This window comes from Candidatus Ponderosibacter sp. Uisw_141_02 (genome assembly GCF_048087665.1).
GTDB lineage: Bacteria > Pseudomonadota > Alphaproteobacteria > Puniceispirillales > Puniceispirillaceae > UBA3439.
The window spans coordinates 924,366-938,946 of sequence record NZ_CP159807.1 but is presented as its reverse complement, the minus strand read 5'-3'; the positions used below and the strand labels follow the sequence as shown (position 1 = coordinate 938,946).

At 43.2% G+C, this 14,581-nt stretch carries 18 protein-coding genes, 1 tRNA gene and 1 pseudogene; 9 read left to right on the top strand and 11 right to left on the bottom strand.

All coding sequences use genetic code 11. From position 1 onward, the window contains the following. Nucleotides 1-30: 30 nt before the first annotated feature. Nucleotides 31-543, top strand: coding sequence for a hypothetical protein (locus ABXT40_RS04800; RefSeq protein WP_443646691.1), 513 nt, complete (start codon nt 31-33; stop codon nt 541-543). Between the two features lie 17 nt (nt 544-560). On the opposite strand, the gene ABXT40_RS04795 is transcribed toward ABXT40_RS04800, so the two are convergent. From ABXT40_RS04795 to ABXT40_RS04780, 4 genes are read right to left on the bottom strand one after another with little or no spacing between them, the layout of a single operon-like run. Further along, entirely contained in the window at nt 561-1,133 is a 573-nt protein-coding gene (locus ABXT40_RS04795; RefSeq protein ID WP_443646690.1) for a signal peptidase II, read from the bottom strand. Nucleotides 1,134-1,166: 33 nt separating this feature from the next. Further along, entirely contained in the window at nt 1,167-1,397 is a 231-nt protein-coding gene (locus ABXT40_RS04790) for a hypothetical protein (protein ID WP_443646689.1), read from the bottom strand. After that, nucleotides 1,394-1,822, bottom strand: coding sequence for a hypothetical protein (locus ABXT40_RS04785; RefSeq protein ID WP_443646688.1), 429 nt, complete (start codon nt 1,820-1,822; stop codon nt 1,394-1,396). Before ABXT40_RS04785 ends, ABXT40_RS04790 begins: the two co-directional genes overlap by 4 nt. Nucleotides 1,823-1,854: 32 nt before the next feature. After that, complete coding sequence (locus tag ABXT40_RS04780; RefSeq protein ID WP_443646687.1) at nt 1,855-2,253, bottom strand: hypothetical protein; 399 nt, start codon at nt 2,251-2,253, stop codon at nt 1,855-1,857. Between the two features lie 173 nt (nt 2,254-2,426). Between ABXT40_RS04780 and ABXT40_RS04775 the strand changes: the two genes are divergently transcribed. Together ABXT40_RS04775 and ABXT40_RS04770 are read left to right on the top strand one after the other, a co-directional pair. Further along, nucleotides 2,427-3,371 (top strand): hypothetical protein, encoded by a 945-nt coding sequence (locus ABXT40_RS04775; RefSeq protein WP_443646686.1) that lies wholly within the window; start codon nt 2,427-2,429, stop codon nt 3,369-3,371. A gap of 123 nt (nt 3,372-3,494) precedes the next feature. Beyond that, nucleotides 3,495-4,880 carry a hypothetical protein gene (locus ABXT40_RS04770; protein WP_443646685.1) on the top strand — a complete coding sequence of 462 codons (1,386 nt, stop codon included), beginning with the start codon at nt 3,495-3,497 and terminating at the stop codon, nt 4,878-4,880. 18 nt (nt 4,881-4,898) lie between these two features. On the opposite strand, the gene ABXT40_RS04765 is transcribed toward ABXT40_RS04770, so the two are convergent. Beyond that, the gene (locus tag ABXT40_RS04765; protein WP_443646684.1) at nt 4,899-5,285 is read right to left on the bottom strand and encodes a hypothetical protein; all 387 of its coding nucleotides are present in this window, start codon (nt 5,283-5,285) and stop codon (nt 4,899-4,901) included. A gap of 358 nt (nt 5,286-5,643) precedes the next feature. Between ABXT40_RS04765 and ABXT40_RS04760 the strand changes: the two genes are divergently transcribed. From ABXT40_RS04760 to ABXT40_RS04750, 3 genes are read left to right on the top strand one after another with little or no spacing between them, the layout of a single operon-like run. Continuing rightward, the gene (locus tag ABXT40_RS04760; protein ID WP_443646683.1) at nt 5,644-6,933 is read left to right on the top strand and encodes a trypsin-like peptidase domain-containing protein; all 1,290 of its coding nucleotides are present in this window, start codon (nt 5,644-5,646) and stop codon (nt 6,931-6,933) included. A gap of 59 nt (nt 6,934-6,992) precedes the next feature. After that, complete coding sequence (locus ABXT40_RS04755; protein ID WP_443646682.1) at nt 6,993-8,237, top strand: tetratricopeptide repeat protein; 1,245 nt, start codon at nt 6,993-6,995, stop codon at nt 8,235-8,237. Beyond that, on the top strand, nt 8,224-9,045 hold the full coding sequence (locus ABXT40_RS04750) for a hypothetical protein (protein WP_443646681.1): 822 nt from the start codon (nt 8,224-8,226) through the stop codon (nt 9,043-9,045). The genes ABXT40_RS04755 and ABXT40_RS04750 overlap by 14 nt, the downstream gene beginning before the upstream one ends. Here the strand turns inward: ABXT40_RS04750 and ABXT40_RS04745 are convergent. Both ABXT40_RS04745 and ABXT40_RS04740 read right to left on the bottom strand, forming a co-directional pair. After that, complete coding sequence (locus ABXT40_RS04745; RefSeq protein WP_443646680.1) at nt 9,000-9,983, bottom strand: tyrosine-type recombinase/integrase; 984 nt, start codon at nt 9,981-9,983, stop codon at nt 9,000-9,002. The genes ABXT40_RS04750 and ABXT40_RS04745 overlap by 46 nt on opposite strands. 513 nt (nt 9,984-10,496) lie before the next feature. Next, nucleotides 10,497-10,613 (bottom strand): DUF5681 domain-containing protein, encoded by a 117-nt coding sequence (locus tag ABXT40_RS04740; protein WP_443646679.1) that lies wholly within the window; start codon nt 10,611-10,613, stop codon nt 10,497-10,499. A 201-nt stretch (nt 10,614-10,814) separates the two neighbouring features. Between ABXT40_RS04740 and ABXT40_RS04735 the strand changes: the two genes are divergently transcribed. From ABXT40_RS04735 to ABXT40_RS04725, 3 genes are all read left to right on the top strand, one after another. After that, the gene (locus tag ABXT40_RS04735; protein ID WP_443646678.1) at nt 10,815-11,441 is read left to right on the top strand and encodes a MarC family protein; all 627 of its coding nucleotides are present in this window, start codon (nt 10,815-10,817) and stop codon (nt 11,439-11,441) included. A 334-nt stretch (nt 11,442-11,775) separates the two neighbouring features. Further along, complete coding sequence (locus ABXT40_RS04730; protein ID WP_443646677.1) at nt 11,776-12,066, top strand: hypothetical protein; 291 nt, start codon at nt 11,776-11,778, stop codon at nt 12,064-12,066. 72 nt (nt 12,067-12,138) lie between these two features. After that, nucleotides 12,139-13,110 (top strand): PLP-dependent cysteine synthase family protein, encoded by a 972-nt coding sequence (locus tag ABXT40_RS04725; RefSeq protein ID WP_443646676.1) that lies wholly within the window; start codon nt 12,139-12,141, stop codon nt 13,108-13,110. A gap of 47 nt (nt 13,111-13,157) precedes the next feature. On the opposite strand, the pseudogene ABXT40_RS04720 reads toward ABXT40_RS04725, so the two are convergent. The 4 genes and pseudogenes from ABXT40_RS04720 to ABXT40_RS04705 all read right to left on the bottom strand — a co-directional run. Continuing rightward, nucleotides 13,158-13,592 (bottom strand): annotated as a pseudogene (locus ABXT40_RS04720) (Arm DNA-binding domain-containing protein); the annotation flags it as partial. A gap of 165 nt (nt 13,593-13,757) precedes the next feature. Continuing rightward, a tRNA-Pro gene (locus ABXT40_RS04715) sits at nt 13,758-13,834 on the bottom strand. 66 nt (nt 13,835-13,900) lie between these two features. Continuing rightward, a complete protein-coding gene (locus ABXT40_RS04710; RefSeq protein WP_443646675.1) occupies nt 13,901-14,272 on the bottom strand; it encodes a MerR family transcriptional regulator in 372 nt (123 codons plus the stop codon). Continuing rightward, nucleotides 14,269-14,559: an integration host factor subunit alpha gene (locus ABXT40_RS04705; RefSeq protein WP_443646674.1), complete on the bottom strand. Its 291-nt coding sequence runs from the start codon at nt 14,557-14,559 to the stop codon at nt 14,269-14,271. The genes ABXT40_RS04710 and ABXT40_RS04705 overlap by 4 nt, the downstream gene beginning before the upstream one ends. Nucleotides 14,560-14,581 lie beyond the last annotated feature (22 nt).

The following is a 14,581-nucleotide window of genomic DNA, read 5'->3' as shown; positions in this document are numbered from 1 at the left end:
CATTTGACCCGGTGAGGAGAACCCCCACAAATGAGCCGATATTCAGTATTCTGGCAAGTGTTGTTTGCTGGTGTGTTGTTGATGTTTATTTACTGGTTATTCGTAAGTGGCGTTGCAAAGACCATGCTAGATATCGTTTTATCCTTCTTCGGTATTTTGGTCAGTGGGGCCAGCAAAGTTTTTGCTTCAGGAGTGGAGAAAGTTAGAAATGCAGATGGATTTATAGAAACAGTATTTGCGATTATTTTTTATTTCTTCTTCTTCCCCTGCATGGTTGTTGGGTTTGTTTGCGGTATCACCGTCCTATTGGTGACAGTCGTTACGCAACCTATCAAGTCAATTGAATTTGCTTTAATCAAGCTTAAAGAATTTTTTGGTGCTGCATTTATGTTATTATTGAAATTCAGTTTATTATGGTTTGTTGCTATCGGCATCCCCATTGTTGTTAATGGGCAACTACTTGGATTAGGGTATCATTTCATTTTTGCATATTGGGGACTGCTAGCGGCTTTTTTATTTTGGTGGTTTTTTGTTAGTAAATGAAACACCGCCAAAAATATTTAATATCGAGAAAGCAAAAAGAAATCTCCCAGTGCTGCAAAGTGATAGTACGTACTCGAACTAACAATAGCTATCGCAGTACAAAAACCTAATGAGCGTGCAATCAATCCTTTTACGCAAATCAACGCTGCAATTGGTGCAGAAACTAAAATCATTAAATCTGAGATGTTTGTCATCGAATAAATAGTCGCTTCAGGGACTTTAAAGCCAAGCCAGTCGCAAACGCTTCCGTAAGCCAGAATATCAAGAGTTAGTCCGCCTACACCGCCAAGAAGGATGGCTGCAAAAAGTGATTGGGCAACTGTCCTCGTGTGCATCAAGTAACGAAAAAGGGCTATACTCAAGATTATAAGAAAGATTGTTGATGGAAGCCGATAAATTGTCGGCTCATTGCTGCTAACAAAGAAGCCGCCATAGTTGAATGCGGGTTCGCCCAAAAAGAACCAGTTGGTATCTAAAGGTTTCGACAATACGAGGTCTTCGGCATTGACATTGAAGTAATAGGACAGGGATAAGTTAAGGGTTGCTGCGAGCAAACCAAATGGAAGAAATACGTTTTTGCCTGCTTTCATAATGACGATGCTATCCGGAGATGTGTGGGGGTGTTAAGTAATATGCCTAATGTCGTTATTCCATTCTTCTGCTGTGTGGACATCACCTAACCCAGCATCAACGAATTTTATTTCTAACGTGCCTTTATCAACATCAACGGATGATGCTTTCAGCCGTTGTTCTAAACTCATCTCACGAAACAGTCTTTCAGCTTCAAAACCGTTTTTAGCTTCTATTTCCACCTGTCGGTGAGCAGCATCTTTCCAGTCGAATTTATATGTCATGTGATTGTTACCTTTGAGTTGAAATCAAATGTTGGCCTAGCTGGACTACCTTTGACGGTTCCAAGCGGAAGTTTGTCAATCTCAAATAGAGACATCGTTTCCATTAAGGAGGCATTCCAAATAAGCCAATCGGGATAAGCAGGGGCCAAATTCATCTGCTCGTATGGGTTGTATTCCATCGCATAAATAAAGTAGTCGCGGTACTGATAAGTGGTATCATTTATCTTAGGGGGTAAAAGCCCAAGCTTCTGAATTTTTCTTTCTGTCCCAGCGATGTCATGCCCACTCATTGCAGATATGCGTGATAATTCACCATCATCTTCCATTGAAAACTTTTTCAACCAAGCCGCCCACCCTCCTTTGAACCTCAGTTCAAGAATTTGACGACAGACAATAATGGTTTCAAATTCAGTTATTATGGTCATATGGCTCTGACTTATCTAGAAACTGGCAAAGGTTATGTTTTGATGCTCAGTTCAGTCCCCACAAAACTAGCCTGACAATAAAGTCTTCCCTCATCACTGAAGCAATCCCCAATTATTTCATTTGATTCAGACGTTGTACGCGTCACCAATGTTGCCTCACCCCTTTGAAATCTCATTGCTTGTTCGCCAACATCTAAGCAAGGCGTATTGTATATTCTTTCCCGCCATTCTCCATCCCGAAGCATACAAATTTCGTCAGGTTGTGAGTCAGATTCTTCTAAACTGTCTTTTAAAATTACTTCCGGCCTGCCAACATAACCAACATGACCAATAGGCCTAACCTTAATTTTATTATTAATTGCTGGAACAGTTTTAACCTTAATTTCATTTTCAATCGCGGGGATAACAACGAATTTTTGTTTTGTTATCATGGATTCCAAAACCCACACGGATACAGTTGCACAAGCGAGAACTGTAAGAGTTAAGCCAGCTAATAGTATTTGGGATAGGGTTTTCATATTTAGAATGTAATCTGGTTTTGGCAATTCGGTAAAGTGATGCGTACCAAACCAGTTTTAAGCGAAAACACAGGGTTTATATTTAGTTGATAAAAACAGCAGCCAAAATATCGTTACAGCATATGCAAAAATTGTTTGATGCTATCAAAGCTAGAGCAAACGATTTATCTGCCAACACTAGGTGGACAGGTAGCCAAGTGGCAAAATTTCTTAACGCATCATTGGCCACTACAGCTGCGACAGATGTAGACCGGTACTTACGGGGTGTTTTTGAGACGAGTTCAACAGCTTATGACAAAGCAATGGACCATGGTCGCAACTTAATGAATGAGTTTGGAGGTGACCACAGACTTTTTGATGGTGGACACTCAGTAAATGGAGCCTGGGAGGCTGTAAAATCTGCTTTGCCAGATGATACCTTAGGCGAAGAAGCAATGGGCTTTTTACAGGCTTATTGGAAAGACCTCGTTACCCCAATGGGAATGCCCGTCACCACTTTAAATCGAGAGGGTTTTGAGGCTGTGGCAAAGATGGCGGGTAATCTAGATATAGAAAAAGAGTGGTTATTGGACCTTGTTTCATTTACGGCGACAGAATCTGTGGGGGCATTTGCGGCAGTCCTTGGTGCTAGTTTAAATTGGGGAAAATCGGAAACTAGAGAGTTTTCAAAACTTGCGGCATCAGTCTCCACCAGTGCTGTTCTTGCTGCCAACCCACTGGCAATGACAGTTGCATTACTTCTTGTCGCTCGGTCAGTGCATAGAGGCCGTAAAGAAAACAAATTGAAAAATGTTTTCAAGGCATTTGGTTGGGGAGCAGCTAAATCTGGGGCGTTTATCGGAGCAGCAAGCATCGTCGGTGGCGGAGCTTGGATTGGTATTGGATGTGGTCTGATGGCTGCTTTCATAGTCCATAAATATGAAAACCGGCTGAGTGACAGTGATGGAAAATATGACCCCAGCCACATGTCGAGAGTGATGACCCCTCTTTTACAAAGTCAATTGGTACCGTTGCTAGAGCACAAGCAATGACGATTGCCTAATACTGATAAAGCTCCTTAACGTTACCAGTACCCGTTTCAATATGTATTGCTAAAATACAAATAATCATTATAATTCAATTGATTAAATAGTAATAAATTTTATTGGATAAGCATGATAAGAAAAATAACTGAAGATATTTCTAAAGAGTTGTTAAGCAAGGGTAGCCGTCAAAGAAAACTTCAAGGAAATAGGCTTAATAACCTAATTATGTCAGTTGAAAAGCTGATTAGGGATAGCGTTTCCATACGCTTTTCGCGTTCCCGAATGAATTTGGCGTCAATTAGAAAGCGCCCCGGCGCGTATACTAAAAGCCGTTACAACAGCCGTCTTTCATACCGTATCCATGTACAGCTAGCATATGGGGGGATGTGCAGGTTGGGATACCTGGAAGAGGTAAAAGCTGGCGTATCACATGGTGCTATAGGGCTCTATCTCACGCGATATAAGGCCACCGCAAAGCTCATTCGATGCTTTAAAGAGGTTGAACTTGCCACTTTACCAGTGATTGCAGGCCCCGAGCCCATTGTTGAAACCATCAGAGTTCAAATCAAAGAGCTAGAATGGAATGCTAAACTTAGCAAGATGGGCACAAGAAAGCGGCTTATTGAATATACTGATACTGATGAGACACAGGTTATGCGGAATAATCTGTCGAGGATAAATCAGGCTATATCGTCAAGATGGATAGACCTTGAGCTATCTGATGATGGCTTTGTAGCCCTGCAAGCCAGAATGCGGGCGCGGGACTATAGTTTTGATGAAAATGACAAGCAGCTGGATTTAACACGTACCCAGCTTTACCGCGTATTCAATGATACCGGGTTTAGAACAGGTGGCCGCTTTTACGGCGGTTGGTGGCAGAATATACCAAAAGAATACCGTTCAATGATTATCATTAACGGCAGTCGTACAGTAGAAGCTGACTTCAGTAGCCTTCACCCTGCAATCATATATGCAAAAAAAGGCCTCGAGCCCCCTGTTGATGCCTACAGCAATATATTACCTGATTTACCCAGAAAGGTTGCAAAGCAGGCCTTCAATGCAATGGTGAACGCGCACAAATTCATGCAATCCCAGCCTCGGGGCATGAAGCTATCTACTTATGGTTACAAATGGGCTGATGTTGTTGAAGCAATGGCGCAAAGACACAAAACCATCAAAGAAGCCTTTTTTTCAGGTACCGGAGGCCATTTGCAGCGCCTTGATAGCGAGTTGGCCGAGCGAGTGATGCTCAGCTTCATCACCTATCCATCACCAGTTGCAATCCTGCCAATGCATGACAGCTTCATCATACATCGTGGTTACGAAGCCGAACTTAAAGAGTTTATGGAACTCCATTTTGCCGAGATGTTTGGCCAGACCATCAATATTGATGTCGAATACATTAGTCATGGAGCAAATTCAACCACACCGGTCACAACAGATTTGGATGAGCTTTTGGCGATGCAAGCTGGTCATGATAAGCGATTGGATAAATTCCGCTCAATCAGCCAGTAAGCAACAGTTTTAAAATAGCTAAGCGCTTATTACGCGAATGATTTTCAAAGCTATATTTACAAGCGTGGATGATGAAAAATATATTGCCAACGGCAACACAATGGCTGTCACACGTAATGAATACTTAATAGCCTTTGGTTCAGGCCTTGTAAAAATCCATGTCGTAATGGCGCCAGCCAGAATAGACAGCCAGGCAAGTACAAATAGCCCCATATAGGTAACCACAAACTCGTGGATAGCCTCTTGCCAATAGACTTCAACATGCGGCTGCCGCTTTAGAATGATATTCGTAATCAGATAAAAAAGAACGCAGTACAACGTGCCCAAATAAAGGCCATAATAGAAAATGATAAGCTTTCTGAGCCGTGAATTTAGGCCTTTAAAGATTTCTACTAATTGCGTCATCTTAGCTCCATTTTAAAACGCATTTTTTTGATGCCGCGTAACACATTGAATCAATTACTAAAAAAACTCAGACGTCTGGAAAAAATATTCATTAAATCAATAGCTTAAATATAATTATATGATTTTATTGTATTTTTTAACATCGCTGGATAAAGGGTTCTAGGTCGACACAAATAACCAGAATTCAATCGTAACACACGGAAGTTTAAATGCTGGCTTCACATAATCCTTGCCTGCGTTTGTCAGCCCCGCATGGGTTGAATATTACATAAATGTTTACATGCACCTGTATGACAGTAACCTTATACTTAGAAACAGCCGCCGAGCATTTAGCTCAAATTGATAGTTAGGATAGCTCATGGAGAGCCGTAAAAAACTGCTAACTTTGTTTGCAGGATTATTTGTTTTTAACACAGAAATTTCTGCGGCCCAAACAAGCGGTAATTCTCCAATTGCCAATGCCGAGCTTTACTCTGTTCGAACTAAATCTTCTATCCGTTACTCATTTTATGAAGATGACGCTGGCTCAAGTAATGGCGCAGGTTTCTTAGTAGACCGTTCGATGGGCTGGATTTTAACCAATGCTCATGTTTCAGGGCGTGGAACTGGTGACATTGAGGTATCATTCAAAAGTGAGCCCTTTATCGCAGCTAAATTAGTATATGTGGACACCGAATTAGATGCGGCAATCATAAAAGTTGACCAAAAGGATATACCAGAAAACGCGACCGAGGCTCCTCTGCAATGCGAGACAAGTGAATTAAGCGGTCAAGAAGTTGCAGCATTTGGTCACCCACACGGCCTTAGCTATTCAGCCAGCCGTGGCATTGTATCAAAAGTCCGCTATTACAATGGTAGGGACTGGATACAAATTGATGCCGCAATAAATCCCGGAAACTCAGGTGGACCGCTCATTAATTTGAGTAACGGCAAGGTTATTGGCATTAATGCTATGGCTCTCAAAGATACAGAAGGACTGAACTTTGCTGTTCCTATTATACCCATCTGTAAAATATTAGACTTACTGAAGCAGGGTAAAAACCCCTCACCGCCCAAACTATTAATTAACTTCACAAAAAACTCGCAAAGCGAAGAGTATTTAATTATTGGCCCTGCAGCGCATTTTGAAAAACTACCTGACGGTCTCAGGATTGGTGACCGCTTAACCCATATTGATGGCCAGGAAGTGGCCACCCCAACCGAGGTGAACACAATCTTGCGCGGATTGAACCAAGAAGTTGAAATCACCATTAAACGCGACGAGAAGACGATAAAGAAGTCAATATACGTGTCACCACAAGAGCTTGTCACAAAACGTAAATATGTGCTTGCTGATGGCGCGCTAATATCATTTGACCCCTTCCCGGAAAGACGGCGTGAGAGTGGTTTCCTGACTGTACATTCAGTTCGAGCGGGTTCTTACGCGGAGCGCACAGGTTGGGAGCAATACAGCGTTTTAATAGCCATCGATGGCATTGAACCAAAATCATTGGAACAGGTAAAAGAAATGCTGTCCGGTGATGAAACAAAGAAAGTAACGCTCAGAACCTGGTCAAACAGAGACACCACGCTTTATGATTATGACGAAATTGACTACTGGCCGTATAATGTTGAGATAAAAACAAACAGCCAAGAAGTATCCGACTGAACAAAGCTTCAATCAATTTATTTGAAGGCTTCAACATTCGAAAAGAAACAAGGTGTTCAATGACCCCCAAAAATTTAAAATTGTTTTTAGATACGTTAGAAAAAAGCCTGACTGAACTGAGCGTCAAGCTTGAGCGTGATGGTGGGCAAATGAGTTTGCTTAAAGAATATGACGCTCTTTTTGCTGATATTGTTGGAGCAGTGCTACATACGCGCAACACGGCAGCATCCAAAAGAGGCAGAGAACTCAACAAAAGTGCTGGAAATTTGCATGAAAGAATCATTTCAGCCATCCCGCTAAACAAACTAGAGAGCGCAGCAAAAGACGGTGATAATGAAGCAGCGTGGCTCCTTGCCTCAAAATTTGACAAAAAATTAGGCGTTACTGATGACTGGCTTGAAGAAAATCAGGACAACTATTTTAAATGGTCTGAGCAAGCTCTTATTGGCTGTGAACAAAAAGGACTTTCTTGGCGAAAGTGGAACCTCGCATACGATTATATTGAGGTTGAAAACTTTAAACGCGCAAAAGAATTGCTGCTTCAAGCCTTAGATGAAGGTGAAGTGCACGCGGCAACAATGCTCGGCGAGCTTTACTCAACTGGTAATAGCGAGATGGAAGCTGATGGCCAAAAGGCACAGCATTATTACGAGCTAGCCATAGCTGAAGGCGATGAAATCGCGATGAATGCACTCGCTCGCATGTATTTTACCGGTCACTTACTCGAGGAAGACGAGCGCCAAGCCTTTTTGCTGACAAATAGAGCAGCAAAACTCGGCAATGAAGAAGCCAAAGAATTTTTAAGTAGCTGTTATTTTTATGGCTGGGGCACCAGAGCAAACACTCCAAAAGCTGTAAAACTGATGTTAGAGCTGGGACCAGATTACAGTATTGAGAACAACAATTTTTTAGCAAACGCATATCTACATGGAGAAGGCGTTAAACAAGATATCAAAAGGGGACTTAATCTTCTAAAACGCGCATCAGCAGAAGATTCTGGGGCTGCAAAAGAACGGTTAGCCATTATTTACAGCGATGGTGATATTGTAAGGCAAAATAAAAAATTATCTTTTCAGTATTTCCAAGAAGCGTCGAGTTTAGATGGGGCCAGCTCTCAAACATACTTGGGTCTGGGAATTGCTTATTTGTACGGTTATGGATGCAAAAAAGACGACAAGATGGCCGAGCATTGGTTCAAAATGGCCTATAACGAGCCTACAATAGAGAGCCATAAAATGGAGGCACTGGTCTATCTAGAGGACTATATGGGGATTGCAATGGAAGTTCAGGATGGCGACGAATAAATTTCAATGCCAAAACTGCCGGATACTTAAATCTGGGAGCGCATTTTTCACGACAAAGCGCCTCGGACTTGAAAAAGGATTAGTCTGCAGAACCTGCCACTCTATTGTTTTTGAATTTCAAAACAAACCAAATCTTGAAGATGAGTTAACACTCAGACTAGAGCTATTTAATATAGAGAACTCGTTTTCTTTGAACGTCACTCCAGTCAACAGAGAGCTCTCAAAGTTCCTTTCTGAATACAGGTCAGGTCACTGGGAGCCGGCGCTCCTTTATATTGGCAGAGCCACTGAAGCCTTAACGTTTTCACTAGCCAAGCACCTCCAACTTGGGATTTGCCGCCCAAGAATTAAAAGTCTCAATAAAATTGAAAGCGCACATAAAGCCATTATGGAGAGCGCAAAGACCATGCTCGCCTCAATGGAAGCTAATGATAGCCTCAAAAAAAAAATCACAGAACAAACTAAAAATCTGGCGATAGCCGCCCATGACATCCAATCTGAGCTTGAGCATATCCTCAAAACTAAAACCGTCATTGAACACGACAATCAAGATTTTAGTTATGCGCTAAAACAATTAGAGACATATTTTGCAAAAACAAAGGGTGGCGATACATATATTAAATTCTGCAATCAAGTATCTAAGCCCAGCAGAAGCATAATGGACGCCAGAGCCAAGGCAGCTCACAGTAATAGAAATGGCGAACGTAGAACCATTCGTAAGAGCGCTATTAAAAAAGCCCACGGCTCCCTCAAAGAAGTTATTCAAGCGCTACCAAACTTCCTCACAATCAAATCTAAAGATGCGTGACTGTAGCGCATCAGCATAGATAGCGTTCTGTGCCCACTAATCGATGCAACTTCCGGTGGAGTAAGACCAAATTCAAAGAACCGGCTAATTGCTTCGTGCCTGAAGTCATGAAACCTGATGTGAGTGAGCCCGGCACGCGCTCTACACCTCTCAAAGCTCATCCTTACTGCATTTGGCGTCATATCCAGCAAACTATTGTCAGAACTAAGCTGAGCTAGCGCCATAGCGGCAGCTTTTGCATCAGCTGTCATGGGAACCACTCTAGGAAAGCCAGTCTTGGTGGCTTCAATGTTTATTATTCCTCTATCAAAACAAACTGAGCGCTTATCGAGCGAGCAAAGCTCCCCCCTTCTCATACCTGTTTCGCGTGCAAGGGTTATCAAGTGGCTCATTTTTGCTGTTTTACACTGAGCACACGCCTCGATTAGCCGGATAAACTCATCATTGCTAATTCTACGAGGGATTTTTATAGCATTGACGCGTGCGCGGCGGATTTTCAGGAACCTGTCATCAAATTCCCAAAGCCACTCATCCCTGGCAACAGCACAGGCGACTTTGAGCACACTGAACTGGCGATTAAAACTCGAAGGTTTGATGCTGCGAAGTCGGCGGTCTCTATATTCCGCAATATGTGAGGTTGAAAGGCGCTGGATTGGCATTAGAGCCCAGTTTTCTTTCAGCATCAGTCCAATTATGTATTTTTCAACCACATGCCCCTGATTCTGGCGCGATTCGCCATTGAGATAGCGTTGTAATATTTCAGCGACACAATCGGGCTTATACATAAGTCTTGTATCTTCGCTGCCGATGAGGTCGGCCTCAATTAGTGTCGCCCATTTATTAGCGTCAGCGCGTGATAGGAAGGTTGCAGATTTTGTTTTACCAAGCATTCTGACTTGTGCTTGAAAACGTCCATTTCGGTGTCTAATGGATGCCATTTTAGCGCCTCCTGTGACAAATTGTGACAGAAAGGGCAGAAAGAGCCGAATGGCTATTCCTTTATCATATTGATTTTTATAAATGAAAAATGGTCGGAGCGGCGGGATTCGAACCCACGACCCCTACACCCCCAGTATAGTGCGCACAATTTTTTATATCAAATTAAATATAATTTTATCATACCTTATTCTAAATTCACTATTTCACTTTCTATCTATGTCCACACTATGTCTACATTGTAATGATATTCGAACAAACTCAAGTGAAGTTAGAAAACACTACAAAATCCCTGAAAATATTCTGTTTTCAGGTCAATCAACAGACCTTTTGAGCTGCAATTGCTCATTAACCACCCTCAAAACGTCCAAATAGCTGCCCTCAGCGCCTGTAACAACCTCAACCCTCGCCTTGCCCCAACCGCGGTCTAGCAGCGCCTGAGCCGCGGTTCCACGTACGCGCTCGTCCTTGCCTTCACGCATTAGCTCAACCAGCGTGTCTATAGCCTCAACCGTCTAGGAGCGAGCTAGTTCAGCGACGCGGTGTTCGTCCTTTGGGCGGCCTCCGGGGTTGCCGGATTGACCGGGAGCGAATTGGCCTGATCTAAGTCGAGCTTTTTGGATGGATTGCATATGGGGGATTTTAGCATTAGTGGATGTAGGGAGCTAGGCCACCTAATAAACCACAAAACTTCTACTCCAGCAAAAAACCGTCACAATGCGGGTGCAAGATTATTTTTGAATCTGACGTATTTTTTCCCTAGACTCGGCCGGCTAATGATTGAAAGAATGTAAACGTTTCAAAAATGGCAAATTTTTTTTCGAGAACTGATTTTGACTGAACTTGTATCTTTAGCTCTGATTTATTTTGCGGTCATTGATCCAATCGGAACAATACCAATATTTTTATCGATTACAGAGCGATTTGACTACAAACAAAAGCAACGAGTTGCCCTCCGAGGGTGTGCCATTGCTTTCTTTGTGTTGGTGTTTTTCGGATTTTTTGGCGATTTGATTTTATCACATTTGAAGATTTCTTCGGCAACCTTTAACATTGCTGGTGGGGCCATACTTTTTCTTATTTCTATGGAAATGGTAAATGGGAGGAGGCAAGCAAGAAAAAGTAAAGCTGCAGAGAATGATCAGGTTGCTGCAGAGGAGTTGATAAGGATTTCTTCCAGCCCGCTTGGTGTTCCGCTTCTTGCAGGGCCAGGTGCGATTACATCTATTATGGTTTTTGGAGATTTTACGTCAGTAGATAAATTAGTAATAAATTTATCTTCAATCTTTATAGCTTTAGCCGCTTCCGCTTTATTACTTTATTTTGCTGCCTGGGGCTCGAGGTTTATCAATTTAACCATTTCAACCGTTATGTCTCGCTTAGTTGGAATTCTCCTGGCTGCGATTGCTATTCAAATCATACTCAACGGATTTAATGAACTTGGTATAATATCGATTTAGTTCTTAAATGTGTCTTTACCCTACGTAAGTCTCAAGAAATTGAATGGGTATATGAAATTGCCTTTTAGTTCGTAACTTGTCACCCGCTGCGTGATGTTTCCGGCCTGATTGCAGCCTTGCTTTTTGGATGGATAGCATAGGGAGATTGTAGCATTAGCAAGTGGAGGGAGTAAGGCCACCTACTTAGCCTCACAAACACCCCAGTCCAGCCATAAACCCGTCACAATATCAGCGCAGCCTCAATGCTGAACCTAACGCATTCCCTCCCTAAACTCGGCCAGCCTTTGCGCTGGCCTTTTCTTTGTGGCAGGGTTTTAACTAGGAGGATCACTCAATGAAAAAGCTATCAGTCATACGTTTTAAACCAAACCCTGAGCATTATGACGAGTTTACACGGACTCTTCGTGAATTTCTTGACCAACGTACCCGCGAAGGGGTCGAGCATTTTTACGTTATGACAAAAGATGACGAGGTATTTAGCGTAGGCATCCGAGATACAGAATTTTTGCAGCAAAGCGCCAAAGAGAGCGTTGAGTGGCTCGATGGCGTAAGGCATATGCTACAAGAGTATAATCCAATAGATCGCCACACTATTCCTATTACTGGGGACCTTTTTGAGGGTTAGATTCTATGACCCGCACCCTACTTACCGTTCTATTTCAAACCGTTTTAAGCCAACTGGCTTGGGGAGCTAAGAATGATTGTTGCTAATACAATTAACGATTTAGTTGGCAACACACCTATTCTTCGACTTAACCGACTTTTCAAAAAATCCTCTTGCTCCATATTTGCAAAACTGGAGATGCAAAACCCGACATCACTTAAGGACAGAGCTGTTCTTGGAATGGTAACGGATGCAATTGAGGCTGGCAAAATACTGCCGGGCACAGAAGTTGTTGAAGCCACCAGTGGCAACACTGGTATAGCCCTTGCCGCTTTGGCGCCTGCGTTAGGGTTTAAAGCAAGACTATATATGAGCGAACTTTGCAGCATTGAGCGACAAAAAATTATGGCCGCTTTTGGCGCTACGGTTGTTCTGACCCCAGCAGCAGAACATACCAGAGGGGCTCGGGAAAGAGCTTTGGACTATATCGCCAGAAACCTAAGTAGCACCTATTTTTTGAACCAACACTCAAATCCAGCGAATGGTGACTTCCATTACAAATCCACTGGCCCGGAAATCTGGGAGCAATTGAACGGTAGGGTAGACGCAATTGTTCTAGGTTTAGGCACCTGTGGCACTTTTGAAGGTACATCAAAATATTTAAAAGAGAACAATCCGGATGTTAAAGTTTTTGGTGTAGAGCCCTTTGCTAGTCCTGTTTATTCAGGTGGTGTCGCAGGAACACATCACATAACCGGTATCGGACCCGGGTTTATAACAGAAAACTTTAAACGCGGCGCTGAACGACTGGATGAAATTATTCTTGTAGAAGATGCAAAAGCATTTGAATGGGCAAGAAAGATCGCACAAACTGAGGGAATACTTGTTGGGCCATCATCTGGCGCCAATTTGTTTGCAGTTGACCAAATCATTCACCGCCCTGAATTTATTGGTAAGCGTATCGCCTGTATATTGTGCGACACTGGCGAGAGATATCTATCAGAAGATGGCTTCGTAGATGTTTCCAGCATTATTGCCTTCCAAACTCCCGAGGCTGTGCCTTGATGCCCCCGCTGTTGCATTGGAAGCGTGATACTGGAGAGGTCTCTCCGCGTAAAATTTTCAAGAGGCAAGATTCCAAACAATGGAAGCACCTCTCTATTGAAGAAAACTCGGTGCTTGTTTCGCGTACTTTCCGCTAGGGTCAGCAATTTTGTTTCAGCATATATCTCGAAAGCATCCGAAAAGGATTTGCTCGCTTTGGCCGCAGATTGCTTTTGAAGATAGTTCGGGTCAGAGAACTCTACTGCTAATTTTCTGGCAGCATCCCTCGCCTGCTCAACGCTCCACTCACCGCAGCGCCCTATTGTTATCTGTTTAACCTGTGACGCACCCTTTGGACGCTTCTCAAAAACAAAGGACTTAATACCTTTATTGGTGATTCGCACTGCAAAACCAGACACCTCAGTGTCCCGCACCCACGCCTGCTCTTTTTCAGTTGGGCATCGAAGCTTGGCAACTACAGATGCTGTTATTTTCTGTTTCATCACACCCCGTCGATTATTAAAGTGGGGGGCTGCCAAGCAGCCGTGTCTACACTATGTCTACAATAAATCGATATTTTAACGGTATTAGATGAAATCAAGACAAACAAGAAAAAACCACAGAGACATAATATCCCTATGGTTTTGTTGTATTTTCTTGAAAAAAAATGGTCGGAGCGGCGGGATTTGAACCCACGACCCCTACACCCCCAGTATAGTGCGCTACCAGGCTGCGCTACGCTCCGGCCAGTGCTGGTTATAGCCGCGCCAAGATATCTAGGCAATCGGCTTTTCAGCAAAAATGATACGGCTTAGTGGTTAAGCTGCTGTTTTAGCGCTGCAAGGCGGGTTTTCACATCATTAAGCATCGCCATTGCCGCGGCAAGATCTTTGCCTGATAAGCTGCTTGCTGTGGCGGGGGCACTTGGTTTGGTCGCTGCTTTTTTGCTTCTTACCAGCTTTTGCGCACCCTTAATGGTAAAGCCATCAACATATAAAAGCTGTCTAATTCGGCGTAAAACGGCAACATCGTCAGGCCGGTAATAACGCCGCCCACCGCTTCGCTTTAATGGGCGAAGGCTGGAAAATTTGCTTTCCCAAAAGCGCAAAACATGTTGTGGCACGTCAAGCAGTGCAGAGACTTCAGAAATTGTTTTGAAAGCGTCGTTAGCTTTATCGTTCATTGCGAACCGTCTACACGATCCTTGAGGATATGCGACGGACGAAACGACAAAACGCGGCGTGATGTGATGACCGCTTCGATCCCTGTTTTCGGGTTACGGCCAACGCGCTCGCTTTTCGACTGAACTGAAAAAGTGCCAAAAGAGGACAGTTTTACTTCTTCACCAGCCTCAAGACAGGCGCAAATTTCCTCAAGAACCGCCTCGACAAGATCGGAGGATTCATTTCTTGACAACCCTATATTCCGGTACACGGATTCGGTTAAATCTGCGCGTGTAAGTGTTCCCATAGCCTCGAAACGGTACCCACTT